This is a genomic window from Klebsiella sp. CN_Kp073 (genome assembly GCF_040065495.2).
Classification (GTDB): Bacteria; Pseudomonadota; Gammaproteobacteria; order Enterobacterales; family Enterobacteriaceae; genus Klebsiella; species Klebsiella aerogenes.
Window position 1 is genome coordinate 1,557,114 of the sequence record NZ_CM198051.1, and the last position, 26,250, is coordinate 1,583,363.

Genomic DNA, 26,250 nt, shown 5'->3' on the forward strand with positions numbered 1-26,250 from the left:
GTCATCGGCGAAGTCAGACCGGAGACCGCCAGCGCAGAGCAACCGGAGCGTACTGAAGTACGTGAGGATTGCGAGCACTGCCGGGATTTGGGCTGACGAGTGAGATAGCCTGAGCAGGAGTAAATATAAGGGACATACTTAGCTATGTTATTACCCTGGTTGATATTAATCCCCTTTATTGGCGGCTTCCTGTGCTGGCAGACTGAACGCTTTGGCGTGAAACTGCCGCGCTGGATTGCGCTGATTACCATGGGACTGACGCTGGTGCTTGGCCTGCAGCTGTGGATGCAGGGCGGCTATTCTCTGACGCAATCCGCGGGGATTCCGCAGTGGCAGTCGGAATTCGTGCTGCCGTGGATCCCACGTTTCGGCATTAGCATCCATCTGGCGATTGACGGTTTGTCGCTGCTCATGGTGGTGCTGACCGGCCTGCTCGGCGTGTTGGCGGTGCTCTGTTCCTGGCGCGAAATCGAAAAGTACCAGGGCTTTTTCCACCTCAACCTGATGTGGATCCTGGGCGGCGTCATCGGCGTATTCCTCGCCATCGACATGTTCCTGTTCTTCTTCTTCTGGGAAATGATGTTGGTGCCGATGTACTTCCTGATCGCGCTGTGGGGTCACAAAGCCTCTGACGGTAAAACGCGTATCACGGCGGCCACCAAGTTCTTCATCTATACCCAGGCGAGCGGCCTGGTGATGCTGATCGCCATTCTGGCGCTGGCATTCGTTCACTTCAACGCCACCGGCGTGTGGACCTTCAACTATGAAGAGCTGCTGAAAACCCCGATGTCGCACGGCGTGGAATACATGCTGATGCTCGGCTTCTTCATCGCCTTCGCGGTGAAAATGCCGGTGGTGCCGCTGCACGGCTGGCTACCGGACGCCCACTCCCAGGCGCCGACTGCCGGTTCCGTCGACCTCGCGGGCATCTTGTTGAAAACCGCGGCCTACGGTCTGCTGCGCTTTGCGCTGCCGCTGTTCCCGAACGCCTCCGCCGAGTTTGCGCCAATCGCCATGTGGCTGGGCGTGATCGGTATCTTCTACGGCGCGTGGATGGCCTTCGCCCAGACCGATATCAAACGTCTGATTGCATACACCTCCGTTTCCCACATGGGCTTCGTGCTGATTGCTATCTACACCGGTAGCCAGCTGGCTTATCAAGGGGCGGTGATTCAGATGATTGCCCACGGTCTGTCCGCGGCGGGTCTGTTCATTCTGTGTGGTCAGCTGTACGAACGTCTGCACACCCGCGATATGCGCCAGATGGGCGGTTTGTGGAGCAAAATTAAATGGCTGCCGGCGATGTCGATGTTCTTCGCTGTCGCCACCCTGGGGATGCCGGGCACCGGTAACTTTGTCGGCGAATTTATGATTCTGTTCGGCAGCTATAAAGTGGTGCCGGTGATTACCGTTATCTCGACCTTTGGTCTGGTATTCGCTTCCGTTTACTCGCTGTCGATGCTGCATCGCGCCTACTTCGGTAAGGCGAAGAGCGAAATCGCGACGAAAGAGCTGCCGGGGATGTCCCTGCGTGAACTGTCTATCATCCTGCTGCTGGTGGTGCTGCTGGTGCTGTTGGGCTTCTTCCCGCAGCCGATTCTCGACACCTCGCATGCTGCGATGAGCAACATTCAGCAGTGGTTTGTTAATTCTGTTTCTACTACAAGGCCGTAATTCGCCATGACAATAACTCCACAACAACTGATCGCACTGCTACCGCTGCTGATCGTCGGCTTGACGGTGGTGGTTGTGATGCTCTCCATTGCGTGGCGACGCAATCATTTTCTCAATGCCACGTTGTCGGTTCTCGGACTAAACGCCGCGCTGGTCTCGCTCTGGTTTGTCGGTCAGAACGGGGCGATGGACGTCACCCCGCTGATCCGCGTTGACGGTTACTCGATGCTCTATACCGGGCTGGTGCTGTTGGCGAGCCTCGCGACCTGTACTTTCGCCTACCCATGGCTTGAGGGTTACAAGGACAATAAAGAAGAGTTCTACCTGCTGGTGCTGATCGCCGCGCTGGGTGGCATTCTGCTGGCCGGCGCCAATCACCTGGCCTCGCTGTTCCTCGGTATCGAATTAATTTCGCTGCCGTTGTTCGGCCTGGTCGGCTACGCCTTCCGCCAGAAACGTTCGCTGGAAGCGAGCATCAAATACACCATCCTCTCCGCGGCAGCCTCGTCTTTCCTGCTGTTCGGTATGGCGCTGGTGTATGCGAACTCCGGCAACCTGTCCTTCCTCGCGCTGGGCAAGAGCCTGGCTGACAACGCGCTGCACGAGCCGCTGCTGCTGGCGGGCCTCGGTCTGATGATCGTCGGTCTTGGCTTTAAACTGTCGCTGGTGCCGTTCCACCTGTGGACGCCAGATGTATACCAGGGCGCGCCTGCGCCGGTATCCACCTTCCTGGCGACCGCCAGCAAGATTGCCATCTTCGGCGTGGTGATGCGTCTGTTCCTGTACATGCCGGTGGGCGACAGCGAAGCGGTACGCGTGGTGCTGGGCCTGATCGCCTTCGCCTCTATCATCTTCGGTAACCTGATGGCGCTGAGCCAGACCAACATTAAGCGTCTGCTCGGTTACTCTTCCATTTCCCACCTCGGCTATCTGCTGGTGGCGTTAATCGCCCTGCAGAGCGGCGAAATGTCGATGGAAGCCGTGGGCGTCTACCTGGCCGGTTATCTGTTCAGCAGCCTCGGCGCGTTCGGCGTGGTCAGCCTGATGTCCAGCCCGTACCGCGGCCCGGATGCTGACTCGCTGTTCTCCTACCGCGGTCTGTTCTGGCACCGTCCGATCCTGTCGGCGGTAATGACGGTGATGATGCTGTCGCTGGCCGGTATTCCGATGACCCTCGGCTTTATCGGTAAGTTCTACGTGCTGGCCGTCGGTGTGCATGCGCACCTGTGGTGGCTGGTTGCCGCGGTAGTGATCGGCTCGGCGATTGGTCTCTACTACTACCTGCGCGTTGCCGTCAGCCTGTACCTGAGCGCCCCGGAGCAGCTGAACCGCGATGCGCCGTCAAACTGGCAGTACAGCGCCGGCGGTATCGTGGTGCTGATCTCCGCGCTGCTGGTGCTGGTGCTTGGCGTGTGGCCGCAGCCGCTGATTAGCATCGTGCAGCTGGCGACGCCGCTGATGTAATCTGCGCTATAAATAAAAAACCGCCGACTTGTCGGCGGTTTTTTTATGCCTGCGGTTTACGCCAGCCGATAGACCATAAAATCCTCCGCCAGTAGCGTATTAGCGAAAATCTCCCGGCATTCCGCCAGCATACGCAGGCAGCCTTCGGCATCGTAGCGCGAGCTAAAGTGGGTGGCGATTAGCGTGCCGACCCCCGCTTCTTTGGCAAGCGCCGCGGTCTGCTGACTGGAAGAGTGGCCACGGCTATTGGCTTTCTCCGCCATCGCCTGCTCAAGGGTGGTTTCGTGGACCATCACGTCCGCGCCGCGCGCCATCTCCAGCGCCTGCGGACAAGGGGCGGTATCGCCAAAAATGGCCAGCGTTTTACCCGGCGTCGATGGCCCCAGATAGCGGCTACCGTCAATGACCCGACCATCTTCCAGTTCAACGCGCTGGCCGAGCTTGAGTTGATGGAACAGCGGCCCCGGACGCACGCCATCGGCAATCAGTTGGGCGGCATCGAGCGTTCCGGGTTTGTCATGTTGTTCGATGCGGTAGCCGTAGCACTCCACCGGATGACTGAGCGGGTACGCGCTGACCCGATAGCCGTCTTCGTCGAAGACCAGACCGGGGCCGACTTCAATGATAGTGAGCGGATAATCGGTCCACGAGCCGCTCAGGCGCAGCGCGGTTTCAATGAATTCTTTAATCCCTTTTGGTCCGTAGACCGTCAGCGGCAGCGAATTTCCCTGCATCGAGCGGCTGCACAACAGGCCGGGCAGGCCGAACAGATGATCGCCGTGCAGGTGAGTGATGAAAATTTTATTCAGTTTGCCTGGGTGGTAAGGGGTGTGGAGAAACTGATGCTGGGTGCCTTCGCCGCAGTCAAACAACCACATTTCAGCGCTGGTGGGTTGTTGCAAATTCAGTATTATCGACGTCATATTACGCGTACGGGTCGGCACGCCGGCGGATGTCCCCAAAAATGTTAATTCCATCGTCCAGTGTCCTCAGGCGAGTGGTAAAGCATCAGTATATCAATAAGGAGTAACAAATGATGACCTGGCAGGATTTACATCACAGTGAGCTCACCGTTGCCCAACTGTACGCCTTGCTGAAGCTGCGCAGCGCGGTGTTTGTCGTCGAACAACACTGCGTCTATCAGGATATCGACGGCGATGATTTAGTCGGTGAGAACCGTCATCTGCTCGGCTGGCGCGACGGCGAGCTGGTGGCCTATGCGCGGATCCTCAAAAGCGAAGAGGAGTTCGAACCGGTGGTGATCGGCCGGGTTATCGTCAGCCCGACCGTGCGCGGCGAGAAACTGGGCTACCAGCTGATGGAGCAGGCGCTGGCCAGCTGCCGGCAGAACTGGCCGCAGAAGGCGATTTATCTGGGAGCGCAGGCGCATTTGCAGAAATTTTATGCCAGCTTTGGTTTTGTGCCGGTGACGGACGTATACGATGAAGACGGGATTGCCCATATCGGTATGGCGCGTGACATCACAACTCATTAAGAAGCTAAATAGTAATAGCGTATCGCTATCAATTATCTATACTTTTCCTCCTGTAGCGAATCCAGTGGCTGGCGTTCGCCGGGCCTGTTAAGGTTCGCTCCCTCATGATGGGTACTGCTATTTATCGCAGCTACCCTTTATAATGTGGGGTTTTTAATTTCGTGGAGGTTCGCGTGCTGTCTGTTTCCACTGCGCTGGAAAGCCTGTTGGGTTGCCTGGCTGAAGATTTCCCTCCGTCACCCGGCACGCGAATTTTTGATATCCCCTTCCCGTTAAACGACGCCTTCGACCCGTTACTGTGGTGCGCGCATCAGCCGTGCTGGCCGCAATTCTACTGGCAGCAGCGTAACGGTGATGAAGAGCTGGCGGCGCTGGGGGCGGTAACCACCTTTGCCTCTTTGTCCGCGGCGCATGATTTTTTATGCGCGCAGGGGCGGGAAGATCTGCGCATCAGCGGGCTGAACGCGTTCGACCCTCATCAGGGTAATCTGTTTCTGCCGCGGCTGGAGTGGCGCCGCCTGGGCGGTAAAGCGACTTTACGGCTGGTGGTACATAGCGCGACCTCGCTGCTTGACGACGCGGTGGCCGCGCGGGCGTTTCTTCAATCATTAAATAGCGAGCAGGCGACGGCGGCATCGATGCCGTCGCTGCGAAGCGAGCAGCATGCGCCGGAATACCCGCAGTGGCGCGAGCTGATTATGCAGGCGACGCAGGCAATCGGCGCCGGCGAAATGGATAAGGTTGTGCTGGCGCGGGTCACGGATTTACGCTTTAGCGCGCCGCTGCAGGCGTTTGCCATTATGGCGGCCAGTCGGCGCAGCAATCTTAACTGTTTCCACTTCCTGATGGCCTTTAGCCCGCAGCAGGCGTTTCTCGGCTCCACGCCGGAACGGCTATGGCGGCGACGCGGCGCGCTGCTGCGCACCGAAGCGCTGGCGGGCACCGTCGCTAACCATCACGATGACGCCCGGGCGCAGCAGTTGGCCGATTGGCTAATGAAAGACGATAAAAACCAGCGGGAGAATATGCTGGTGGTGGAGGATATCTGCCAGCGTTTGCAGGGCGAGTCGCCGACGCTTGACATTCTGCCGCCGCAGGTCGTACGCCTGCGCAAGGTGCAGCATCTGCGGCGCTGTATCTGGAGCGAACTGGCCGAGCCCGACGATAGCCGCTGCTTGCTGCAGCTGCAGCCTACCGCGGCGGTGGCGGGGCTACCGCGCCAGGCGGCGCTGGCTTTCATCCGCCGTCATGAGCCTTTCGCCCGCGAATGGTATGCCGGCTCCGCAGGTTATCTTTCACTGGCGCAAAGCGAGTTTTGCGTGGCGCTGCGCTCGGCAAAAGTCGAGAACAACACCCTGCGGCTGTATGCCGGGGCCGGTATCGTCAGCGGATCTGACCCGCAGCAGGAGTGGCAAGAAATAGAAAATAAAGCGGCGGGATTACGAACGTTATTACTTTCAGAAACGTAGAGAGACGACGTATATCAAAACGACGCAACTCTGCCTTATCTATACTTAGCATCAATATTTGATACCGGACAATTTCATGTCAGTAAGCGCATTTAACCGACGCTGGGCGGCGGTGATCCTTGAAGCTTTAACCCGCCACGGCGTGCAGCACATTTGCATTGCCCCAGGCTCGCGCTCGACGCCCTTAACCCTGGCGGCGGCGGAAAACCGCGCTTTTATTCATCACACTCATTTTGACGAACGTGGCCTTGGCCACCTGGCACTGGGACTGGCGAAGGCCAGCCGCCAGCCGGTGGCGGTGATTGTCACCTCCGGAACCGCAACCGCGAATCTCTATCCGGCGCTGATTGAAGCGGGCCTGACGGGTGAAAAACTGATCCTGCTGACCGCCGACCGCCCGCCGGAGCTTATCGACTGCGGTGCCAATCAGGCCATCCGCCAACCGGGAATGTTTGCTTCTCATCCTGCGCAGACCGTTTCTTTACCGCGTCCTTCGCAGGATATTTCCGCCCGCTGGTTGGTCTCGACCATCGATCAGGCGCTGGGCGAGCTGCATGCCGGCGGGGTGCATATCAACTGCCCGTTCGCTGAGCCGCTATATGGCGATATGGACGATAGCGGGCTGGAGTGGCAACAGCAGCTCGGCAACTGGTGGCAGAGCGATAAACCCTGGTTGCGTCAGGCGCTGCAGATGGAGAGTGAGAAACAGCGCGACTGGTTCTTCTGGCGGCAAAAGCGCGGCGTAGTGGTCGCGGGCAGGATGAGCGCCGCGGAAGGTAAAAAAGTGGCCGAATGGGCGCAAACCCTCGGCTGGCCGCTGATTGGCGATGTCCTGTCGCAGACCGGGCAGCCGTTGCCGTGCGCCGACCTGTGGCTGGGCAACGGTAAAGCGGTCAGCGAACTGGCGCAGGCGCAGATCGTCGTGCAACTCGGTAGCAGTCTGACCGGCAAACGCGTGCTCCAGTGGCAGGCGACCTGCGAGCCGGATGAATACTGGCTGGTGGATAATCTGCGCGGTCGCCTCGATCCGGCGCAGCACCGCGGTCGCCGTCTGCTCTCAAGCGTTGAGCGCTGGCTCGAACTGCATCCGGCGGAGAAACGCCAGCCGTGGGCGACGGTGATCCCGCAGCTTGCCGGGCAGGCGTGGCAGGCCGCGGTCGCCAGCAACGAGCCCTTTGGCGAAGCGCAGCTGGCGCAGCGCATTCGGTGCTATTTGCCGGATCAGGGACAGCTGTTTGTTGGCAACAGTTTAGTGGTACGCCTGATAGACGCGCTGGGGCAACTGCCGGCGGGTTATCCGGTCTATAGTAATCGCGGCGCCAGCGGCATCGATGGCCTACTGGCGACAGCCGCCGGCGTGCAGCGGGCGAGCGCCCGGCCTACGCTTGCGATCGTCGGCGATCTTTCGGCGTTATACGATCTCAACTCACTGGCCCTGCTGCGCCAGGCGTCGGCGCCGCTGGTGCTGATCGTGGTCAATAATAACGGCGGGCAGATTTTCTCTATGCTGCCGACGCCGCAGGACGAGAGGCGTCAGTTCTATTTAATGCCGCAGGACGTGGATTTCAGCCACGCGGCGGCGATGTTCGGTCTGGCTTATCACCGCCCTGATGACTGGCAGTCGCTGGATGAGGCGATGGCAGGCGCGTGGCGCCGCGCCGGGGCGACGGTGATTGAGCTGGCGGTTAACGAGACCGACGGTACGCAGACTCTCCAACAACTGCTGGCGCAGGTAAGCCGGCTGTGACGCTCAACGCGGCGGTTGAAAGCGGCCAACCGGGTTATCCCTGGCTGGTATTCCTGCACGGCTTTTCCGGAGACCGCGACGAGTGGCGTACGGTTGGCGAAGCGTTTCCGGCCTGGCCGCGGCTGTATCTCGATCTGCCGGGACACGGTGGCTCGGCGGATATCGCGGTCGATGGTTTTGCCGGGGTCAGCGAATTACTGCAATCTACGCTAAATAGTTACAACATCCTGGATTACTGGCTGGTTGGCTACTCCCTGGGCGGCCGGGTGGCGATGAACTTCGCCTGCCAGCCGCGCCTGGGCCTGCGCGGCCTGATCGTCGAGGGCGGACATCCGGGCCTGCAGGATGAAGCGTCGCGGCAGGCGCGGCGCGGCAATGATAGCGCCTGGGCGGAGCGCTTTCGCCGCGAGCCGTTAGCGCAGGTCTTCGCCGACTGGTATCAGCAGCCGGTCTTCGCTTCGCTGAATGCGGCGCAGCGCGCGTCGCTGGTCGCCCTACGTCGCCACAATAACGGCGCTACGCTGGCGGCGATGCTGGAGGCGACCTCCCTTGCCCGGCAGGCCGATTTGCGCCCGTCTCTGCAGGCTCGCGATTTTCCTTTTCACTACCTGTGCGGCGAACGCGACGCGAAGTTTCGCGCTATCGCGCAAGCGCTCGCCGCCGATACCCATATCATTCACCATGCCGGACACAACGCGCACCGGGACAACCCCGCGGCGGTGATTGCCTGTCTGGCGCAGATTCTGGCAAGTTAACTGAAGGACATTCTATGATCTCTCTTGATGAAGCAATGCTCTATGCCCCCGTTGAATGGCACGATTGCTCAGAAGGCTATACCGATATTCGTTATCAAAAATCGACTGACGGGATTGCTAAAATCACCATCAATCGTCCGCAGGTGCGCAACGCCTTCCGTCCGCTGACCGTTAAAGAGATGATTCAGGCGCTGGCGGATGCCCGCTATGACGACAATATCGGCGTCATCGTGCTGACCGGTGAAGGCGATAAAGCTTTCTGCGCCGGCGGCGACCAGAAAGTCCGCGGCGACTACGGCGGCTATCAGGACGACTCCGGCGTTCACCATCTCAACGTACTCGACTTCCAGCGCCAGATCCGCACCTGCCCGAAACCGGTAGTAGCGATGGTCGCCGGTTACTCTATCGGCGGCGGCCACGTACTGCACATGATGTGCGACCTGACCATCGCGGCGGATAATGCCATCTTCGGCCAGACCGGGCCTAAAGTCGGCTCCTTTGATGGCGGCTGGGGCGCTTCCTATATGGCGCGTATCGTCGGGCAGAAAAAAGCGCGCGAAATCTGGTTCCTGTGCCGTCAGTACGACGCCCAGCAGGCGCTGGATATGGGGCTGGTGAACACCGTGGTCCCGTTGGCGGATCTGGAAAAAGAGACCGTGCGCTGGTGCCGTGAAATGCTGCAAAACAGCCCGATGGCGCTGCGTTGCCTTAAAGCGGCGCTGAACGCCGACTGCGATGGCCAGGCCGGGCTGCAGGAGCTGGCGGGTAACGCCACCATGCTGTTCTACATGACGGAAGAAGGGCAAGAAGGACGTAACGCCTTTAACCAGAAACGTCAGCCGGACTTCAGCAAATTTAAACGGAATCCATAATGCGCGTTTCGCAGGTTTACCGCTGGCAGATACCGATGGACGCGGGCGTGGTTCTGCGCGAACGGCGGTTAAAAACCCGCGATGGGCTGTTCATCCGCCTGCAGGAGGGTGAACGCGAAGGCTGGGGGGAAATTTCTCCCCTGCCGGGATTCAGTGACGAAACGCTGGAAGAGGCGCAAATGGCGCTGCTGGCGTGGGCGCGGGCCTGGCGCGACGGCGCCGAGCCGCCGCTTCCCATGCAGCCCTCCGTCGCTTTTGGTATTAGCTGCGCGCAGGCGGAGCTTGGCGGCGAACTACCCCAGGCGGCGGATTATCGCGCGGCGCCGCTCTGTTCCGGCGACCCGGATGAACTGTTCGCCAAACTGGCGGCGATGCCCGGCGAGAAAGTCGCTAAGGTGAAAGTGGGGCTGTGGGAGGCGGTACGCGACGGCATGGTGGTGAATCTGCTGCTGGAAGCGATCCCCGACCTGCAGCTGCGGCTGGATGCCAACCGGGCGTGGACGCCGGTCAAAGCGCAGCAGTTCGCCAAATACGTTAATCCGGCGTATCGCCAACGCATTGCCTTTCTCGAAGAACCGTGCAAAAGCCGCGACGATTCGCGCGAATTCAGCCAGCAGAGCGGTATCGCTATCGCCTGGGATGAAAGCCTGCGCGAGGCGGATTTCCGCTTTGTCGCCGAGCCCGGCGTGCGTGCGGTGGTGATCAAACCGACGCTGACCGGCAGCTTGCAAAAGGTTCAGCAACAGGTCGCTGCGGCGCATGCGCTGGGGCTGAGCGCGGTGATTAGCTCGTCGATCGAGTCCAGCCTGGGGTTAACGCAGCTGGCGCGGATCGCCGCCTGGCTGACCCCGCAGACTATCCCCGGACTCGACACGCTGGCGCTGATGGGCGCGCAGCTGGTGCGGGCGTGGCCGGAGAGTACGCTGCCAATATTCAATGCTGATGAGCTGGAGCAACTGCTGTGATGTTTTCCGATTGGCCGTGGCGCCACTGGCGTCAGTTACGCGGCGAGTCGCAGGCGCTACGCCTGAATGACCAGGCGTTGACCTGGCGTGAGCTATGCGCGCGGATTGACGCGCTGGCGTCTGGTTTTGCCGCGCAGGGCGTAATGGAAGGTCAGGGCGTGGCGCTACGGGCCTACAACCAGCCGGAGACGCTACTCGCCTGGCTGGCGCTGCTGCAGTGCGGGGCGCGGGTGCTGCCGCTTAATCCGCAGCTGCCTATGGCATTGCTGCAGGAACTGCTGCCTGCGTTAACCGTACAGCATCAACTGGTGCTTAACGGTGATACGCTGCCGGGGAATTTACCGGCGTTAACTCTGCAGGCGGCAGAAGGCGCCCATGCCGTTTGCTGGCATGGCGAACGGCTGGTGTCGATGACGTTAACCTCCGGCTCGACCGGCCTGCCAAAGGCGGCGGTACATAGCGCCAGCGCCCATCTGGCCAGCGCCGCTGGCGTGCTGGCGCTGATGCCGTTTGCCGGGGAGGACGACTGGCTGCTGTCGCTACCATTGTTCCATGTCTCCGGGCAGGGGATCATCTGGCGTTGGCTGCTGGCTGGCGCGCGGCTGACGGTGCGCGATAGACAACCGCTGGAGCAAGCGCTGCTGGGCTGTACCCATGCTTCACTGGTACCGACTCAGCTATGGCGCCTGCTGAATGGCGATGCCGATGTTTCACTCAAGGCGGTGCTGCTTGGCGGCGCGGCGATCCCCGTCGAGCTGACCGAAAGGGCGCGAGCGCAGGGGATACGCAGCTTCTGCGGCTATGGCCTCACCGAATTCGCCTCCACGGTCTGCGCTAAAGAGGCCGACGGAGCGGCGGATGTGGGCGAGGTGCTGCCGGGAAGGGAGGTGAAAATTGTCGCCGGCGAGATCTGGCTACGGGCGGCGAGCATGGCCGCCGGCTACTGGCGGAATGGTCAACTGTTGTCATTAACCAATGATGAAGGCTGGTTTGCGACGCGCGATCGCGGGGAGTTACGTGCCGGTCGGCTGTCGGTTATTGGGCGACTGGATAATCTCTTTTTTAGCGGCGGCGAAGGCATTCAGCCGGAGGAGGTTGAGCGCGTGATACTCGCCCATCCGCAGGTTCAGCAGGTGTTTATTGTGCCGCAGGATGATGTCGAATATGGCCAGCGCCCGGTGGCGGTGGTTGAATGCGAGGATGGCTGCGAAATGGCCACGTTGGCGGCATGGAGTGCTGAACGGTTAGCGCGTTTCCAGCAGCCGATACAGTGGCTACGGCTGCCGGAAACGTTAAAGAACGGCGGGATTAAGATTTCGCGCCGGGCGCTGCGCGAATGGGTCAATTCGCCGGTTTAGCCGATATTGGCCTCGGCGCGGCGCTGGCGCTGTTTACGTCTCAGACGCAGCAGCGGCGGTACCACCAGGACAGCGACAGCCAGCATCAGCAGCGTTTTGGTTACGCCGCTTTCCCAGAGGATAGCCAGATTACCGTTGCTGATTGACAGCGCGCGGCGCAGGTTCTGCTCCAGCATCTCGCCCAATACAAAACCGAGGATCAGCGGCGACATCGGGAAGTGCATTTTACGCATGATGTAGCCGAGCACGCCGAGGCCAACCATCAGCAACAGGTCAAAGGTGGTGCTGTGAACAGCATAGACGCCAACGGCGGAAACGGCGGCGATGGCGGGTACCAGGAACCATAGCGGGATCGTCAGCATGCGGGTGAACAGGCCAATCAGCGGAATGTTCATAATAAGCAGCATCACGTTGGCGATAAGCAGCGCGGCGATGAGCCCCCAGACGATATCCGGCTGTTCGGTGAACATCGCCGGGCCGGGCGTAATGTTATACAGCGTCAATGCGCCCATCATGACCGCGGTGGTGCCGGAACCAGGCACGCCGAGCGTCAGCATTGGAATAAACGAACCGCAGGCGGAGGCGTTATTCGCGGCTTCCGGCGCCGCTACGCCGCGAATATCCCCCTTGCCGAAGTTATCGCTATTACCACTGATTTTTTTCTCCGTCATATAGGTGATGGCGCTGGCGATGGTCGCCCCGGCGCCGGGCAGAATACCGACGAAGAAACCCACCACGGAAGAGCGTAGGGTCGCGCCGACGCACTGCGCGGCCTCTTTGGTGTTAAACAGCATGCGCCCGGTTTTACGCACCAGCGTTTGCCCGCCGCTGGTGCTCTCCAGCATCAACAGGATCTCCGAAACGGAGAACAGACCGATAACCACCACAATAAATTGCACGCCATCGGAGAGATGGACGCTGTCGAAGGTGAAGCGGTAAACCCCGGTGTTGGCATCGACGCCGACCGTCGCCAGGCCCAAACCGATTAACGCCGCGAGGAACGATTTCAGCGGGTTTTGCGCCATCATGCTGCCGAGGCAGGCGATGGCAAACACCATCAGCGCGAAATATTCCGCCGGGCCGAACGCCAGCGACCACTGGGCGAGGAGCGGCGCGAACAGAATAATACCGCCGATCGCAATCAGCGAACCGAAGAAAGAGCTGACGGCGGAAATCGACAGCGCGACGCCGCCGCGCCCTTGCTGCGCCATGGGATAGCCATCAAGCGCCGTCATGATGGCGGCGGCATCGCCGGGCACGTTCAGCAGGATAGACGAAATACGCCCGCCATATTCGCAACCGATATAGACCGTCGCCAACAGGATCAGCGCCGATTCCGCGGGCAGGTGCAGGGCAAAGGCCAGCGGCAGCAGAATGGCGACGCCGTTAATCGGCCCGAGGCCGGGCAGCAGCCCGACGATGGTTCCGACAAAGCAGCCGATGAGGGCGATAAGCAGATTTTCCGGCGTCATGGCGACGGCGAAACCCTGCGACAGATAGATCCAGGTATCCATAAGCTTCTCCGTTAATTTAACCAGACGCCAAGCGGCAGAGTCACATCAAGTAAGGTATCGAAGGCGTACCATAACGAGACGCCCATCACCACGCCGGCAATACCTGCCGCCGGTAGCGTGGCGCCGAACAGCAGGCCGATCACCGCCGTCAGCAGCGCGGTGGCTAGCGGAAAGCCCAGCCATTCAAATCCCCAGGCATAGATCACCAGCACCACGACCATGGTTAACAGCCGTTGCAGGACATGTCGTCCCGGCCACTCGATGGCGTCCGGGCGACGCAGCAGCATCAGCGCCGAACACAGCAGCATCAGGCCGATAATACCCAATGGGAAAGGGCGTGGGCCGACGGGTTCATACGAGTATTCGCTGTGGATCTGCCAGGCGATAAACAGGCCGCCAATGCATAACAACAACCAGACTCCGGCAAAGATACGATCGCTCATTAGCGCCTCCGCGGATTATTTAGCCAGGCCAAAGGCTTTCGCCTGTTCGCGATAATCGCTGACCTGCTGTTTTACATAGGTATCGAGCTCCTTGCCGTTCATGTTGAATTCAAACAGGCCACGCAGTTCACGTTGCTTTTTGAACTCATCGGTTTGCTGCAGTTTAGTGAATTCATCAACCCACCACTGGTAGTCGGCATCGCTTACTTTCGGGCCCATAAAGAAGCCGCGAATAATCGGCCAGACCAGGTCATAGCCCTGCTCTTTAGCGGTAGGGACATCGGCCAGCGCGCCCGGCAGACGTTCGTTGGAGAAGACCGCCAATACGCGGATCTTATTTCCCTGCAGGTACGGCACCATTTCACTGAGATCGCCGGAGACCGCCTGCACATGGTTGCCGAGCAGCGCGGTTACCGGCTCGCCGCCGCCCTCAAAGGCGACGTAGCGCATCTTGTGCGGGTCAACGTTGGCTTTTTGCGCCAGCAGCGCCGCTTTCATCCAGTCCTGGCTGCCGATGGAGGCCCCGGCGCCAATGACGATAGTGGCGGGATTTTTCTCCATCGCGGTCATGAATGACTTCAGGTCTTTCCATGGCGAATCGGCGCGTACGGCAATCATGCCGTAGTCGGTACCGACGCTGGCCAGCCAGCGCACGTCATCAACGCCGTAGCGGCCGAATTTCCCCTGCGACAAATTCAGCAGCGAGCCGCCGGAAAAGGCGACCACGGTTCCGACTTCCGCCGGGCGCTGGGCGACGATGGCGTTATAGGCTACCGCGCCGACGCCGCCGGGCATATAGGTGACGCGCATCGGTTTCTCGATCGCGCCGGTTTCCATCAGGCTCACCTGAATCAGCTTACAGGTGAGGTCGAAGCCGCCGCCGGGCTTGGCGGGCGCGATACATTCGGTGCGGGACGGGGCCTGCGCCGCGAAAGCGGTGGTTGTACAGAGGCACAGCGCGATGGCGCTAAGATGGCGGAAAAATGGCGTTTTCATAGGCTTCCTCAGTTGGTACAGGGAATGTTTTTCTGATTATGTGAACCGACATGTGGCGATTCGGTTGCGTGATTGTTAAAACAGTTACCTTTCATTTCCCTTTCAATGCGGCAGCAACTTTACAGGATGTGATATGCGTCTCTTATTAGCCGAGGATAACCGTGAGCTGGCTCACTGGCTGGAAAAAGCGTTGGTGCAGGGCGGTTTTGCCGTGGATTGCGTTTTTGATGGCCGGGCGGCGGATCACCTGCTGCAAAGCGAAAAATATGCGCTGGCGGTGCTGGATATCGGTATGCCGGGCTTAGATGGCCTCGAGGTGGTACAGCGGTTACGTAAGCGCGGACAAACGCTGCCGGTGCTGCTGTTGACCGCGCGCAGCGCGGTAGCGGATCGGGTGAAAGGGCTGAACGTCGGCGCCGACGATTACCTGCCTAAACCTTTCGAGCTGGAGGAGCTCGACGCCCGGCTGCGGGCGCTGCTGCGACGTAGCGAAGGGCAGGTACATGAGGTGCAGCAGCTTGGCGATCTGGAATATCGCGATGAAGGCTATTTTCTGCTGCGCGGTGAGATGTTGCCCCTGACGCCGCGCGAGCTGGCGCTATTGAAAGTGCTGATGTTTCGCCGTACCCGTCCGGTTTCCCGCCAGCAGTTGTTTGAACAGGTGTTTAGCCTCAGCGACGACGTCAGTCCGGAAAGCATCGAACTTTACATTCACCGTCTGCGCAAGAAGCTCCAGCAGAGTAACGTGCGTATCACTACGCTACGCGGGCTGGGTTATCTGCTGGAGTGTGAGCCGCATGAGCTGGGGTAAACCGCAATCGCTGTATGCCCAACTGCTGCTGTTTCTCGGCCTGCCGCTGGCGCTGTTGTGGGGGTTATCGGCATTCAATAGCTACGTGAGCGCGCTGCAGGCGGCGACGCAGGCCTACGATCGTACGCTGCTCTCCTCGGCGCGCACCGTGGCGGAGCGGCTGGTAGTGCGCGGCGGTCATCTGGAGGTCAATGTGCCCTGGGTGGTGCTGGACAGCTTTGAACTCAACATGAACGACCGGCTGTATTACAAGGTGGTCGACCCGCAGGGGAAAGTGATTTCCGGCTTTGACGATCTGCCGGCGATGCCGCCGGCCACTTCACGAACTCAACTTTATCCGGCGCTGGCATGGTTTTATCATACCGAATACCGCGGTCAGGCCATCCGCGTGGCGCGCCTGCTGCAGCCGGTCAATGAAGGCGGTATCGTTGGTATGGCGGAGATTTATATTGCCGAAACGCTGCAGTCGCGGCGCTGGCTGGCCGGGCAACTGCTGTTTTCATCCTGGGTGTCACAGGGCTTATTAGTGCTGTTGACGTTGGTACTGGCTGGGTGGCTACTGCGCCGCGTTCTGCGGCCAATGCGTCAGCTCTCGGCGCTGATGGTGCGCCGTGAACCCGGCCTGCTGACGCCGCTACCGGAATTGTTGCCGTGGTCGGAAACGCGGCTGCTGATCGTGGCTTTTAACCGCTATATCGACCGCCTGCGGGTGATGATCTCCCGGCAGGAACGCTTCAGCGCCGATGCTTCACATCAGTTGAAAACGCCGCTGGCGGTCCTGAAAACCCAGGCTTCGGTGGCGCTGGCCAGCGACGATCCGCGGCTGTGGCGCGAGAGTTTGCAGGCCATGCGCGCGACGCTGGATGATACGATTTTACTCACCGAACGTTTGTTGCAACTGGCGACGGTGAAACGCCGGGAGCAGGGCGAGCAGGCTTTTGTCGCGGTCGATCTGCAGGAGGTCGTGCACCATAGCTGTTTTTCGCGTATTGCTCAGGCGCGCAGTAAAAACATCGATCTGGGTTATGAGGGCGAACAGTCGCCGGTGTACGTTTTGGGTGATGGCGTTTTGTTGGGCGAACTGTGCGCCAACCTGCTCGACAATGCGATTCGCTACGCCCCGGAACGCGGAACGGTGACGCTGAGCCTGCATCGCGATGGCGAAGCCGTCACGCTGAGCGTGGAGGATAGCGGCCCGGGTATCGAGGAAAACCTGATTAACCAGGCGCTGACGCCGTTTCGACGGCTGGAGAATGGCGGCGGTCTACCCGGCGCCGGGCTGGGCCTGGCGCTGGTAAACGATATCGCGCGTCTGCATCGTAGCCGGCCGCAGCTGTCGCGCAGCGAAAGCCTGGGAGGATTAAAGGTGACGCTGCGTCTGCTGACCGTGGCTTAAAGCAGCCCTTTCTGGCTGAGGGTGAGGCGGGTCGCGGCATTAAGATCGTAATGTTGCAGGTCTTCGCCCTTCACCCAGGCGTAATCGTCGAATTCCTCGTTGATCGTGACCTCGCGGTTGGCGCTTATGCAATCGAAAATCAAATAGATCATGTAGATTTCTTCCTGGCGACCATCGGCATAGGTTTTCACGCGGGTATCATCGCGGAAGCTCCATGGCGTGATGTGGGTCAACTGCAGTTTTTCGCCAAGCTCCTCGCGGACTTCGCGTCGCAGCGCCTCTTCAATACTTTCCCCCGGTTCCACGCCGCCGCCGGACAGCGCCCACTGTCCGGGAAAAACCCCGCGGTCGGCAGCCATCTTGCACAACAGATAATGGCCATCATTTTGGATGAGCGGGCAAACAATCGTCCTTTGACGCATGATTTTTCTCCTTCGCAGTGAGTCGGGCCGGGTATCGAGGAAACAGTTTGCGAGGCGCCTCGGCAAACCGCAAGGGAAATACGGCGCTGGCTCTACAGAGTGCTAAGTTAAGCGAAATTATCTTATGGAGAGCCACCATGGAAAGGACCACCCATTCCCCACATGACGCCGTGTTTAAACACCTGCTGTCGCATCGGGCGACGGCGCGGGATTTTCTGGACATTCACCTTCCTGAACATTTGCGAGAATTATGCGATCTGCAAACGCTGCAGTTGGAGTCCGGAAGTTTTATCGATGAAGACCTGCGCGCCAGCCATTCCGATATTCTTTACTCGCTGCAAACCCAGGCGGGAGACGGATATATCTATCTGCTTATCGAACATCAAAGCTCTGTGGACCGTCATATGGCATTTCGCCTGATGCGTTATGCGATAGCAGCGATGCAGCGGCATCTGGATAAAGGGCATACGCAACTGCCGTTGGTGATCCCGCTGCTTTTTTATCATGGGCAAGTCTCGCCCTGGCCGTATCCCATGTGCTGGCTGGAAGGATTTGCTCATCCACAAACCGCGCGGCAGGTATACAATCAGGATTTTCACTTAATCGATATCACGGTGCTTCCTGACGATACAATAATGCAGCACCGACGGGTCGCGATGCTTGAGTTGCTGCAAAAGCATATCCGGCAACGCGATATGATGGAACTGCAGGAGCAACTAGCCAGCCTGTTGGCGCTGGGATACACTAGCCGCAGACAGCTCAGGACGCTGCTTCACTATTTATTGCAGGCAGGAAATGCCGCCGATCCGGTCGCCTTTTTACGTAATCTTGCGCAAAATGTCCCCAGACGGCCGCATAAGGAGACGCTAATGAACATTGCCCAGTTTCTGGAACAACGCGGCCATCAGCAGGGCCTTGAGCAGGGCCTGCAGCAAGGTCTTGAACAGGGAGAACAATTGGCTGCGCAACGTATTGCCCAGGCGATGCTGGAAAACGGGCTTGACCTGGCGCTGGTGGCGAAGCTGACGGGGCTTGCGCCGGAGCGTCTGGCCCTGCTCGCCCATTAATTTTTCTGCATCCTTCAAATGGCCTGCGCGACGCTGATTGCGCAGGTTTATATAGATTTATTTAATCAATACGACCTAATTAAATATAATTACGCTGAATTTGAATTCGGTGGAATTTACTTTCTTTCGCAAATGCGCGTCGGTATTGATGTAAAAAGACGCAACTGGTTACACTCTTGTGAAAAATCATTTCGCCAGGTCATTGATTCCTGACGGGTGCGCAGTAGAATTTTCTGGTTTTTTCGGGACTTCTTTGATTCTTCTTTTCTGGATAGAGTAAATAATGAAAAAGAGCATTTTTATGGCCCTGGCCGGGGTAATGATGGTTTCCTCGGCGGCCCATGCTATTAGCGTTACCGGCGAAGCCGGCGAGCACTATACCAACCTCGGCGTTGGCTTTGGCACCGAATCCACCGGCCTGGCAATTTCCGGCAACTGGCTGCACAGCGATAACGACGGCGACGCCGCGGGCCTGGGTCTGGGTCTGAATATTCCGCTGGGACCATTCCTGGCGACCGTGGGTGGCAAAGGTATCTACACCAATCCGAAGCAGGGCGATGAAGGTTACGCGGCGGCGGTCGGCGGCGGCCTGCAGTGGAAAATCGGCGATAGCTTCCGTCTGTACGGCGACTATTACTACTCGCCTGATTCACTCTCCAGCGGCATCGATAGCTATGAAGAAGCTAACGTCGGCGCCAGCTGGACCATTATGCGTCCGCTTAGCATCCAGGCAGGCTATCGCTATCTGAACCTGGCGGGTAAAGACGGCAACCGTGATAACACTATCGCCGACGGTCCGTACATCGGCGCCAGCGCCAGCTTCTAATCCTCCGGCGCGGCCTGCCGCCGCGCCAAATTTCTTCGTCGCCAGCCCGCGCCTTTGCGCTATAGTAATTCGACTTATCAGGCTGGAGTTCATAATGCTACAAGTGGAAATGCTGTCCACCGGCGATGAAGTGCTGCATGGGCAGATTGTCGATACCAATGCCGCCTGGCTGGCGGATTACTTTTTTAATCAGGGTTTACCGTTAACGCGCCGCAATACCGTCGGCGATGACCTCGACGCGCTGGTGGCTATTCTGCGCGAACGCAGCGAACAGGCGGATGTGCTGATCGTGAATGGCGGTCTGGGGCCGACCAGCGACGATCTTAGCGCGCTGGCGGCGGCGACGGCGAAAGGCGAAGGTTTGGTCCTCAACGCTGAATGGCTGGAGACGATGACGCGATTCTTTGCCGAGCGCGGTCGGCCAATGGCGCAAAGCAATCGCAAGCAGGCGGAAATCCCCGCCAGCGCCGAAATGATCAATAATCCGGTGGGCACCGCCTGCGGGTTCGCCGTACAGCTCAACCGCTGCCTGATGTTTTTCACCCCCGGCGTGCCGTCTGAATTCAAAGTTATGGTCGAGCAGGAGATCGTACCGCGTTTACGTGCGCGCTTCACGCTTCCGTCGCCGCCGGTTTGTCTGCGTTTAACTACCTTCGGACGTTCGGAAAGCGAGTTGGCGCAGAGCCTCAACCATCTGCAGCTACCGCCGGGTGTGGTGATGGGCTATCGCTCGTCAATGCCGATTATCGAACTGAAGCTGACCGGTCCTGCCACGCAGCGCGATGCGATGCTGGCGTTGTGGCCAGAGGTGCGTAAAGTGGCCGGGGAGAGCGTTATCTTCGAGGGCACGGAAGGGTTACCGGCGCAGATCGCGCGCTGCCTGCAGGAGCGTCAGCTTAGCCTGACCTTGAGCGAACAGTTCACCAGCGGCCTGCTGGCGCTGCAGCTGAGGCGGGCGAACGCGCCGCTTCTCGCCAGCGAAGTGGTGCCGGCGCAGGAGGAGACGTTGGCGCAATCGGCGCGCTGGGCCGCCGAGCGGCGCGTAAACCATTTTGCCGGACTGGCATTGTCGGTCAGCGGTCAGGAGGCCGATTACCTGAACTTTGTGCTGGCGACGCCGGAAGGTACGCACGCGCTGCGGGTTAAGTTCAGCGTGAATCGCCACGGGCTGGCGGTGCGACAAGAAGTGTGCGCCATGATGGCGCTGAATATGCTGCGCCGCTGGCTCAACGGTAAGCCGGTCAGCGGCGAGCATGGCTGGATCAACGTCGTCGAGACGCTGTTTATCGACTGATTCAGGCAGGCGCCCCCAGCGCCTGCGCCAGCAGAGTAATGGGATGTTCGCAGCGCTTGCTGGTGGACATCTCTATCTGCCATTTGCAGGTTTCGCAATCGGTAATCACTAAGTCCGCGCCGCTCTCCTCAATCTGGCGAAATAATGGTGCGCCAATCGCCTGCGCCGACGAATAGTTTTCCGACTTAAAGCCGAAGGTGCCGGCGATACCGCAGCACTGCGAATCCAGTACTTCCAGCTGTAGGCCCGGGATTTGGCGCAAAAGCTCAAGGGTGTATAGCGACCAGCCCATTTTTTCCATGTGACATGGAGTGTGATAGACCACCTTCAGCGGCAGCGGGCGCAATGGAAGGGTTTTGCCGGCATCGAGCTGTTTCCAAATCCAGCGGGTTGCTAACTCCACCCGATCCCGCAGATCGCTGTTATCGATATCCAGGAGATGGGGATATTCATCGCGCAGGGTAAAAGTACAGGTTGAAGAGGTGGCGATGATCGGCAAGGTGTTTTCGCGCATGGCGGCGACGTTGCTGTGCGCTTGCTTGCGCGCTTTGTCAAAAAAGCCGTTGGCGATAAGCGGGACGCCGCAGCATTTTTCTTTTGATAAGAGCTGCACGCCGGTACCCAGCGCGTTGACGACGCGAATCAGATCCTTACCCAATTGCGGGTGGTTATAGTTGACGTAGCAGCCATGGAAGAAAGCCACCTGCTCGCTGTACTGCGCCTGTGCGGCGGCGAGCTGGCGGTAAGCGCGGCGAAAGGTGCCGAAGCCATATTTCGGCAGCGTGCGGCGATGGTCGATTTTCAGCGCCGCATCGAGCAGGCGGCGCACCGGTTTTAAACCGGTCGTGGCGTTGACCAGCGGCGCCAAAGGCGTGGAAAGGGTACCCATCAGGTCGGTATGGCTGAGGATAGCATCGCGCAGGGTCGGTGTTTGCTGGCTGTACTGCGCACGCGCGCGTTGAATGATATCGCCGATTTTCACATCAGATGGACAGGCCACCTCGCAGCGTTTGCAATTAATACAATATTTCAGCGCGTCGTCGTACAGCGCGCCATCTTTCAGACGCAGACGTTCGCCGTCCGGCCCCGCCTGTTTCGGGCCAGGATAGCGCGGATTCACCCGGCTCACCGGGCAGGCGGTGGTACAGACCGTACATTTTATGCAGCTTTCAAAGCGGGTATCATTCATGGCCGGCCTCCTGCAAGGTCGTGGATCTGTCTGGCGGCATGCAGCGCGGTGACGGCGCAAACGCCGCCGCCGCAGCCGAGTTGAATGGCATCGAAACCGCCGAGCAGCGAGCCGATAGCGAAAAGATTACTCAGCGGCTGGCCGAGCAGGTGTGGGCGTAGCATGGGGTCCGTCTTCAAACCAAAGCGTTGCCACGGTTGTGACGCGAAGAAATCACGCTGATACCAGCTATCGCGCGCCAGAGTTTGCTGCAGATCGAGGCCGAGAATCGGTTCGCGCACGCTATCACGCGTGGCGACGAGACCGTTACTGAAAAAGCTACCGCTCGCCAGCACGGTAAAGCGCGGGCGCAGCGCGATATCGCCGTGATTTCGCGTCCATACGGCCTCGACGGCGCCCTGCTGATGGCTGATTTTCACCACTTCGTCACCGGCAAGCCAGGTACCGCCGGTGCGGATGAACTGACGCTGAAGCTGGCTATGCAGGCGCATCCCCGGCACCGAAGGCGGTAGCGTCGGCAGCAGACGCAGCGGGCAGGGCAGATGTTCCTGTAGCCAATGCCAGAGGCGATTATCCGCGAGCCCAAAACAGGCGGGCATCATCAGCAGCTCGTACTCTTGCGCCAGCGGCAGCAGCGCGGACTGCAGGGCAGGCCACAGGTTTTCATCATCAAGCACGCGGGCGATGTTGGCGGCACGGAACTCCGTAGGGTTATCGCGCAGCACATCAAGCAGCGGTAAATCAATCTCCGCGGCGGTGGCATTCACTCCGCTCTGCCCGAGGGCGGCGGCTGCCAGGTGCGGCTGAAAATCGGCAAAACCGCTAATTCCTACCAGGCATACCCGTTGCTGCGCGAAGGGCGCCAGCGGAACCTCTTCCGGCGACAGCCACGCCGGGCGCAACGTCCCCAGCGGCGTCACCCGCAGATGAGGTTGGTGCGCTTCGCCTTGCATGTTCGCGCCGCAAGCGGCCAGCAGCGTTTCGGTCTGCCTGGCGTATTCGAGCACCGCGTCTGCGCCGAGGCGGGAGTAAGGGTGTTCAGGAAGCTGAACGGCCAGTTGCTGAAGACCTTGTGCGACGTCTGTGACGGTATCACCGTTCGGCAGCGCCGAGAGCAGGTCTAACGAAGCAGAGGAAAAGTGCAGCGCGCTTTGCCCGCGGCTGATTATCACGCAGCGTAGGCCGTATTGATTCAGCGCCAGCCCGCACAGTAGACCGGCTAGTCCGCCGCCGACGATGGCGCAATCAAATTTCATCCTGATGCTCCTTTTGCAGTCCGCATAAGCCGAGGTAGACCCAGCGGGTAAATTCACTTTCGCGCAGCGCGTCGCCCCAGGCGATGGGCTGAACGCCCTTCCAGCGTTCATTAAGAAATTCCGACAGCTGAGTTAACGACTGCGCCGGTGTGGCGACGTTGAAGCGCTGTAGCAGCCCGGCGGCGCGGCAGGCGCACAGTTTCCCCTGGCAGGTGCCCATACCGACTCGGGTACGGCGGCGCAGGTCGAGCAGATTCTTCACCGCCAGATTCTCTACCGCGTACTGCACTTCCCCGGCGGTGACCGCTTCACATTCGCAGACCAGGCTGCGGTGCTGGCGGCTGTCGCCGAGCCATGCCGGGGTGCGGTCGCCGTGGCGATAGACCGCCGACCCGCGCAGCGGCGTCGGTAGCGAGATAATCTTTTTCAGCGTGGTTTCTGTGGCTTCCTGCGAGCCCGGCAGCGGACGCTCCGCGGTACGGCACGGCTCAGTATTGCCGAGTTTGCGGCAGACGGCGTCGCTGGCCCATTCCGCCATCAGACGGTAGGTCATCAACTTACCGCCGGTGATGGTGATAAAGCCTTCCATACCGTCGCGCGCGGCGTGGTCGAGCAGCACAATACCGCGGCTGACGCTGCGCCCGCTGGGATCGTCATCGTTGGCGACCAGCGGCCGGACGCCGGAGTAAGCGCGTAGCACTCGGGTGCGCCCCATGATCGGCGCTAGTTTTTCACCTTCGCGCAGCAGCGTATCGACCTCTTCCGTCGTCACCCGGTTATCGTCAATTTCGTCATAAGGAATATGCGTCGAGGTGGTGCCAATCAGCGAGATGGTATCGCCGGGCACCAGAATATCGGCATCCGCCGGCTTGCGGCAGCGGTTAATCACCTGGTTATTAATGCGGTGATCGAGGATCAGCAGCGAGCCTTTTGCCGGGAACATGGAGATGCGCAGATCGGCGTATTCCGCGATGCGTTGGCCCCAGATCCCGGCGGCGTTGACGACGACCTGTGCACGCATACTGCGCGCTTCACGGCGTTGATGATCGTAGATCTGTACGCCGTACACACGATCGCCCTGACGTAGCAGGCCGGTAACCTCGCAGCCGGTTAGGATCTGCGCGCCGTGTTCGCGGGCGTCGAGCATATTAGCGGCCGTCAGGCGGAACGGATCGACGGTGCCGTCCGGTACCTGTACGGCGCCAAGCAGCGTCGGGTTGACCGCGGGTTCCAGACGCAAAGCTTCAGCGGGGGTAAGCGGTTTGGCATCGATACCGGCCTGCTGACAGGCGTTGATAAAGGTTTGCTGCCAGGCGATGTCATCTTCGGGTAGGGTGATAAACAGCCCGTTGGTGGGTTCAATGCAGTGGCGGGCGATGCGGCGTAAAATGCGATTCTCGCTGATGCATTCGCGCGCGGATTCGCCATCGGTGACGGCATAGCGTGCGCCGCTGTGCAACAGACCATGGTTACGGCCGGTGGCGCCGGTGGCGATATCGTGCCGCTCAATCAACGCTACGCGTAACCCGCGCAGGGCGCAGTCGCGGGCGATTCCCGCGCCGGTGGCGCCGCCGCCAATAATCAGCGCATCAAATTCTTGCGTCTCGGCCATCTTCCGGTCCTCTACTTTCGTTTTACACCATTTAGCCATATCAAAAGTGTGGAATGTTTGATTTCGAGCATATTTGCGCGCAATTCGAGCGTTTGCTGTGATTTTGTGCTCACATTGGAAAATTTTGTCATATATCTGTAACAAAATGTGCGATATTTCACAGTATTAGTTCTACGCTTTGCCTACCATCGCGACCTAATTAGAAGTGCGTGAATAAATTAGATTTTTTGCGTCGATGTCAGTAAAACAGCAATGGCCACGGAGGCTGATATGTTAAGTATTTTTAAACCCGCAGCGCATAAAGCGCGTTTGCCGGCGGCGGAAATCGACCCGTTGTATCGTCGATTACGTTGGCAGATCTTTATTGGCATCTTCTTCGGTTATGCCGCTTACTATCTGGTTCGTAAGAACTTTGCGCTGGCGATGCCTTATCTGATTGAGCAGGGGTTCTCTCGTGGCGACCTCGGTTTCGCGCTTTCCGGTATCTCCATCGCCTACGGATTTTCGAAATTCATCATGGGATCGGTCTCCGACCGCTCGAATCCGCGCATTTTCCTGCCCGCAGGGTTAATTCTGGCGGCGCTGGTGATGCTGGTGATGGGCTTCGTGCCGTGGGCGACTTCCAGCATCATGATCATGTTCGTATTGCTGTTTCTTTGCGGATGGTTCCAGGGGATGGGCTGGCCGCCGTGTGGTCGTACCATGGTGCATTGGTGGTCGCAGAAAGAGCGCGGCGGGATTGTCTCAGTGTGGAACTGCGCGCATAACGTCGGCGGCGGTATTCCGCCGCTGCTGTTCCTGCTGGGGATGGCGTGGTTTAACGACTGGCACGCGGCGCTGTATATGCCCGCCTTCGGCGCGATTCTGCTGGCCATTTTTGCCTTCGCGATGATGCGAGATACCCCGCAGTCCTGCGGTCTGCCGCCGATCGAAGAGTATAAAAACGACTATCCGGATGACTATAGCGAAAAGCACGAAGAAGAGCTGACGGCGAAGCAGATCTTTATGCAGTACATTCTGCCAAACAAGCTGCTGTGGTACATCGCTATCGCTAACGTCTTCGTTTATCTGCTGCGCTACGGCATTCTGGACTGGTCGCCGACCTACCTGAAAGAGGTCAAACACTTCGCGCTGGATAAGTCCTCCTGGGCCTACTTCCTCTATGAGTACGCGGGGATCCCCGGCACCCTGCTGTGCGGCTGGATGTCGGACAAAGTATTTAAAGGCAACCGCGGCGCAACCGGCGTGTTCTTTATGACCCTGGTGACGATTGCCACTATCGTTTACTGGCTGAACCCTCCGGGTAATCCGGGCGTCGATATGGCCTGTATGATCGTCATTGGCTTCCTGATTTACGGCCCGGTGATGCTGATCGGTCTGCATGCGCTGGAACTGGCGCCGAAAAAAGCTGCCGGCACCGCTGCGGGCTTCACCGGTCTGTTCGGTTATCTCGGCGGTTCCGTAGCCGCGAGCGCCATTGTTGGCTATACCGTCGATTTCTTCGGCTGGGACGGCGGCTTCATGGTAATGATTGGCGGTAGCGTACTGGCGGTTCTGCTGCTGATTATCGTTATGCTTGGCGAGCGTCGTCATCATCAACAACTGAAACAAGCCTAAGGAGCGGC

At 59.4% G+C, this 26,250-nt stretch carries 23 protein-coding genes; 15 read left to right on the forward strand and 8 right to left on the reverse strand.

The features are described 5' to 3' along the window. Positions 1-144 precede the first annotated feature (144 nt). A complete protein-coding gene (gene nuoM / locus ABLV66_RS07600; protein ID WP_015365593.1) occupies positions 145-1,674 on the forward strand; it encodes an NADH-quinone oxidoreductase subunit M in 1,530 nt (509 codons plus the stop codon). 6 nt (positions 1,675-1,680) lie between these two features. Next, positions 1,681-3,138 carry an NADH-quinone oxidoreductase subunit NuoN gene (nuoN, locus tag ABLV66_RS07605; protein WP_015365594.1) on the forward strand — a complete coding sequence of 486 codons (1,458 nt, stop codon included), beginning with the start codon at positions 1,681-1,683 and terminating at the stop codon, positions 3,136-3,138. 56 nt (positions 3,139-3,194) lie between these two features. On the opposite strand, the gene rnz is transcribed toward nuoN, so the two are convergent. Beyond that, positions 3,195-4,115 carry a ribonuclease Z gene (gene rnz, locus ABLV66_RS07610; protein WP_015706158.1) on the reverse strand — a complete coding sequence of 307 codons (921 nt, stop codon included), beginning with the start codon at positions 4,113-4,115 and terminating at the stop codon, positions 3,195-3,197. A gap of 56 nt (positions 4,116-4,171) precedes the next feature. On the opposite strand from rnz, the gene ABLV66_RS07615 reads away from it, so the two are divergent. From ABLV66_RS07615 to menE, 7 genes are all read left to right on the forward strand, one after another. Continuing rightward, entirely contained in the window at positions 4,172-4,633 is a 462-nt protein-coding gene (locus ABLV66_RS07615) for a GNAT family N-acetyltransferase (protein WP_047043277.1), read from the forward strand. 173 nt (positions 4,634-4,806) lie between these two features. Beyond that, positions 4,807-6,102, forward strand: coding sequence for an isochorismate synthase MenF (gene menF / locus ABLV66_RS07620; protein ID WP_348876093.1), 1,296 nt, complete (start codon positions 4,807-4,809; stop codon positions 6,100-6,102). A gap of 76 nt (positions 6,103-6,178) precedes the next feature. After that, positions 6,179-7,849 carry a 2-succinyl-5-enolpyruvyl-6-hydroxy-3-cyclohexene-1-carboxylic-acid synthase gene (gene menD, locus ABLV66_RS07625; RefSeq protein WP_348876091.1) on the forward strand — a complete coding sequence of 557 codons (1,671 nt, stop codon included), beginning with the start codon at positions 6,179-6,181 and terminating at the stop codon, positions 7,847-7,849. After that, the gene (gene menH / locus ABLV66_RS07630; RefSeq protein ID WP_348876089.1) at positions 7,846-8,604 is read left to right on the forward strand and encodes a 2-succinyl-6-hydroxy-2,4-cyclohexadiene-1-carboxylate synthase; all 759 of its coding nucleotides are present in this window, start codon (positions 7,846-7,848) and stop codon (positions 8,602-8,604) included. Before menD ends, menH begins: the two co-directional genes overlap by 4 nt. 14 nt (positions 8,605-8,618) lie before the next feature. Then, entirely contained in the window at positions 8,619-9,476 is an 858-nt protein-coding gene (menB, locus tag ABLV66_RS07635; RefSeq protein WP_015365600.1) for a 1,4-dihydroxy-2-naphthoyl-CoA synthase, read from the forward strand. Further along, the gene (menC, locus tag ABLV66_RS07640; protein ID WP_348876088.1) at positions 9,476-10,441 is read left to right on the forward strand and encodes an o-succinylbenzoate synthase; all 966 of its coding nucleotides are present in this window, start codon (positions 9,476-9,478) and stop codon (positions 10,439-10,441) included. Before menB ends, menC begins: the two co-directional genes overlap by 1 nt. After that, entirely contained in the window at positions 10,438-11,799 is a 1,362-nt protein-coding gene (gene menE / locus ABLV66_RS07645) for an o-succinylbenzoate--CoA ligase (protein ID WP_348876087.1), read from the forward strand. Before menC ends, menE begins: the two co-directional genes overlap by 4 nt. On the opposite strand, the gene ABLV66_RS07650 is transcribed toward menE, so the two are convergent. The 3 genes from ABLV66_RS07650 to ABLV66_RS07660 are packed head-to-tail and all read right to left on the reverse strand — an operon-like array spanning position 11,796 to position 14,752. After that, a complete protein-coding gene (locus ABLV66_RS07650; protein WP_015365603.1) occupies positions 11,796-13,313 on the reverse strand; it encodes a tripartite tricarboxylate transporter permease in 1,518 nt (505 codons plus the stop codon). The two genes, menE and ABLV66_RS07650, sit on opposite strands and share 4 nt — an antisense overlap. A gap of 11 nt (positions 13,314-13,324) precedes the next feature. Continuing rightward, the gene (locus ABLV66_RS07655) at positions 13,325-13,756 is read right to left on the reverse strand and encodes a tripartite tricarboxylate transporter TctB family protein (RefSeq protein ID WP_047043267.1); all 432 of its coding nucleotides are present in this window, start codon (positions 13,754-13,756) and stop codon (positions 13,325-13,327) included. A 15-nt stretch (positions 13,757-13,771) separates the two neighbouring features. Beyond that, positions 13,772-14,752 (reverse strand): Bug family tripartite tricarboxylate transporter substrate binding protein, encoded by a 981-nt coding sequence (locus ABLV66_RS07660; RefSeq protein ID WP_348876085.1) that lies wholly within the window; start codon positions 14,750-14,752, stop codon positions 13,772-13,774. A 133-nt stretch (positions 14,753-14,885) separates the two neighbouring features. Between ABLV66_RS07660 and tctD the strand changes: the two genes are divergently transcribed. Beyond that, the gene (tctD, locus tag ABLV66_RS07665) at positions 14,886-15,563 is read left to right on the forward strand and encodes a transcriptional regulator TctD (protein ID WP_045391436.1); all 678 of its coding nucleotides are present in this window, start codon (positions 14,886-14,888) and stop codon (positions 15,561-15,563) included. Further along, the gene (locus tag ABLV66_RS07670) at positions 15,550-16,959 is read left to right on the forward strand and encodes a sensor histidine kinase (protein WP_348876084.1); all 1,410 of its coding nucleotides are present in this window, start codon (positions 15,550-15,552) and stop codon (positions 16,957-16,959) included. The genes tctD and ABLV66_RS07670 overlap by 14 nt, the downstream gene beginning before the upstream one ends. On the opposite strand, the gene nudI is transcribed toward ABLV66_RS07670, so the two are convergent. Next, positions 16,956-17,381 carry a nucleoside triphosphatase NudI gene (gene nudI / locus ABLV66_RS07675; RefSeq protein ID WP_047078301.1) on the reverse strand — a complete coding sequence of 142 codons (426 nt, stop codon included), beginning with the start codon at positions 17,379-17,381 and terminating at the stop codon, positions 16,956-16,958. The two genes, ABLV66_RS07670 and nudI, sit on opposite strands and share 4 nt — an antisense overlap. Before the next feature lie 137 nt (positions 17,382-17,518). On the opposite strand from nudI, the gene ABLV66_RS07680 reads away from it, so the two are divergent. The 3 genes from ABLV66_RS07680 to ABLV66_RS07690 all read left to right on the forward strand — a co-directional run bounded on the left by ABLV66_RS07680 (position 17,519) and on the right by ABLV66_RS07690 (position 20,568). Beyond that, a complete protein-coding gene (locus tag ABLV66_RS07680) occupies positions 17,519-18,448 on the forward strand; it encodes an Rpn family recombination-promoting nuclease/putative transposase (RefSeq protein ID WP_047078300.1) in 930 nt (309 codons plus the stop codon). A 283-nt stretch (positions 18,449-18,731) separates the two neighbouring features. Continuing rightward, positions 18,732-19,274 carry a YfaZ family outer membrane protein gene (locus tag ABLV66_RS07685; RefSeq protein ID WP_015365610.1) on the forward strand — a complete coding sequence of 181 codons (543 nt, stop codon included), beginning with the start codon at positions 18,732-18,734 and terminating at the stop codon, positions 19,272-19,274. Positions 19,275-19,368: 94 nt separating this feature from the next. Beyond that, positions 19,369-20,568: a nicotinamide mononucleotide deamidase-related protein YfaY gene (locus ABLV66_RS07690; protein WP_045391423.1), complete on the forward strand. Its 1,200-nt coding sequence runs from the start codon at positions 19,369-19,371 to the stop codon at positions 20,566-20,568. 1 nt (position 20,569) lies between these two features. Here ABLV66_RS07690 and glpC read toward each other — a convergent pair whose 3' ends face one another. The 3 genes from glpC to glpA are packed head-to-tail and all read right to left on the reverse strand — an operon-like array spanning position 20,570 to position 24,625. Next, the gene (gene glpC, locus ABLV66_RS07695) at positions 20,570-21,757 is read right to left on the reverse strand and encodes an anaerobic glycerol-3-phosphate dehydrogenase subunit GlpC (protein ID WP_348876083.1); all 1,188 of its coding nucleotides are present in this window, start codon (positions 21,755-21,757) and stop codon (positions 20,570-20,572) included. Then, positions 21,754-23,013: a glycerol-3-phosphate dehydrogenase subunit GlpB gene (gene glpB, locus ABLV66_RS07700; RefSeq protein ID WP_348876082.1), complete on the reverse strand. Its 1,260-nt coding sequence runs from the start codon at positions 23,011-23,013 to the stop codon at positions 21,754-21,756. Before glpB ends, glpC begins: the two co-directional genes overlap by 4 nt. Then, complete coding sequence (gene glpA / locus ABLV66_RS07705; RefSeq protein ID WP_348876080.1) at positions 23,003-24,625, reverse strand: anaerobic glycerol-3-phosphate dehydrogenase subunit A; 1,623 nt, start codon at positions 24,623-24,625, stop codon at positions 23,003-23,005. Before glpA ends, glpB begins: the two co-directional genes overlap by 11 nt. Before the next feature lie 270 nt (positions 24,626-24,895). Between glpA and glpT the strand changes: the two genes are divergently transcribed. Further along, positions 24,896-26,242 (forward strand): glycerol-3-phosphate transporter, encoded by a 1,347-nt coding sequence (glpT, locus tag ABLV66_RS07710; protein WP_015365615.1) that lies wholly within the window; start codon positions 24,896-24,898, stop codon positions 26,240-26,242. The last annotated feature ends 8 nt before the right edge of the window (positions 26,243-26,250 follow it).

What these genes read in the sequence shown, in the direction of transcription:
- nuoM (WP_015365593.1), top strand. Translation starts at nt 145, where the DNA reads ATGTTATTACCCTGGTTGATATTAATCCCCTTTATTGGCGGCTTCCTG.
- nuoN (WP_015365594.1), top strand. Translation starts at nt 1,681, where the DNA reads ATGACAATAACTCCACAACAACTGATCGCACTGCTACCGCTGCTGATC.
- rnz (WP_015706158.1), bottom strand. Translation starts at nt 4,115, where the DNA reads ATGGAATTAACATTTTTGGGGACATCCGCCGGCGTGCCGACCCGTACG.
- ABLV66_RS07615 (WP_047043277.1), top strand. Translation starts at nt 4,172, where the DNA reads ATGATGACCTGGCAGGATTTACATCACAGTGAGCTCACCGTTGCCCAA.
- menD (WP_348876091.1), top strand. Translation starts at nt 6,179, where the DNA reads ATGTCAGTAAGCGCATTTAACCGACGCTGGGCGGCGGTGATCCTTGAA.
- menB (WP_015365600.1), top strand. Translation starts at nt 8,619, where the DNA reads ATGATCTCTCTTGATGAAGCAATGCTCTATGCCCCCGTTGAATGGCAC.
- menC (WP_348876088.1), top strand. Translation starts at nt 9,476, where the DNA reads ATGCGCGTTTCGCAGGTTTACCGCTGGCAGATACCGATGGACGCGGGC.
- ABLV66_RS07650 (WP_015365603.1), bottom strand. Translation starts at nt 13,313, where the DNA reads ATGGATACCTGGATCTATCTGTCGCAGGGTTTCGCCGTCGCCATGACG.
- ABLV66_RS07655 (WP_047043267.1), bottom strand. Translation starts at nt 13,756, where the DNA reads ATGAGCGATCGTATCTTTGCCGGAGTCTGGTTGTTGTTATGCATTGGC.
- ABLV66_RS07660 (WP_348876085.1), bottom strand. Translation starts at nt 14,752, where the DNA reads ATGAAAACGCCATTTTTCCGCCATCTTAGCGCCATCGCGCTGTGCCTC.
- tctD (WP_045391436.1), top strand. Translation starts at nt 14,886, where the DNA reads ATGCGTCTCTTATTAGCCGAGGATAACCGTGAGCTGGCTCACTGGCTG.
- ABLV66_RS07670 (WP_348876084.1), top strand. Translation starts at nt 15,550, where the DNA reads ATGAGCTGGGGTAAACCGCAATCGCTGTATGCCCAACTGCTGCTGTTT.
- nudI (WP_047078301.1), bottom strand. Translation starts at nt 17,381, where the DNA reads ATGCGTCAAAGGACGATTGTTTGCCCGCTCATCCAAAATGATGGCCAT.
- ABLV66_RS07680 (WP_047078300.1), top strand. Translation starts at nt 17,519, where the DNA reads ATGGAAAGGACCACCCATTCCCCACATGACGCCGTGTTTAAACACCTG.
- ABLV66_RS07685 (WP_015365610.1), top strand. Translation starts at nt 18,732, where the DNA reads ATGAAAAAGAGCATTTTTATGGCCCTGGCCGGGGTAATGATGGTTTCC.
- ABLV66_RS07690 (WP_045391423.1), top strand. Translation starts at nt 19,369, where the DNA reads ATGCTACAAGTGGAAATGCTGTCCACCGGCGATGAAGTGCTGCATGGG.
- glpC (WP_348876083.1), bottom strand. Translation starts at nt 21,757, where the DNA reads ATGAATGATACCCGCTTTGAAAGCTGCATAAAATGTACGGTCTGTACC.
- glpB (WP_348876082.1), bottom strand. Translation starts at nt 23,013, where the DNA reads ATGAAATTTGATTGCGCCATCGTCGGCGGCGGACTAGCCGGTCTACTG.
- glpA (WP_348876080.1), bottom strand. Translation starts at nt 24,625, where the DNA reads ATGGCCGAGACGCAAGAATTTGATGCGCTGATTATTGGCGGCGGCGCC.
- glpT (WP_015365615.1), top strand. Translation starts at nt 24,896, where the DNA reads ATGTTAAGTATTTTTAAACCCGCAGCGCATAAAGCGCGTTTGCCGGCG.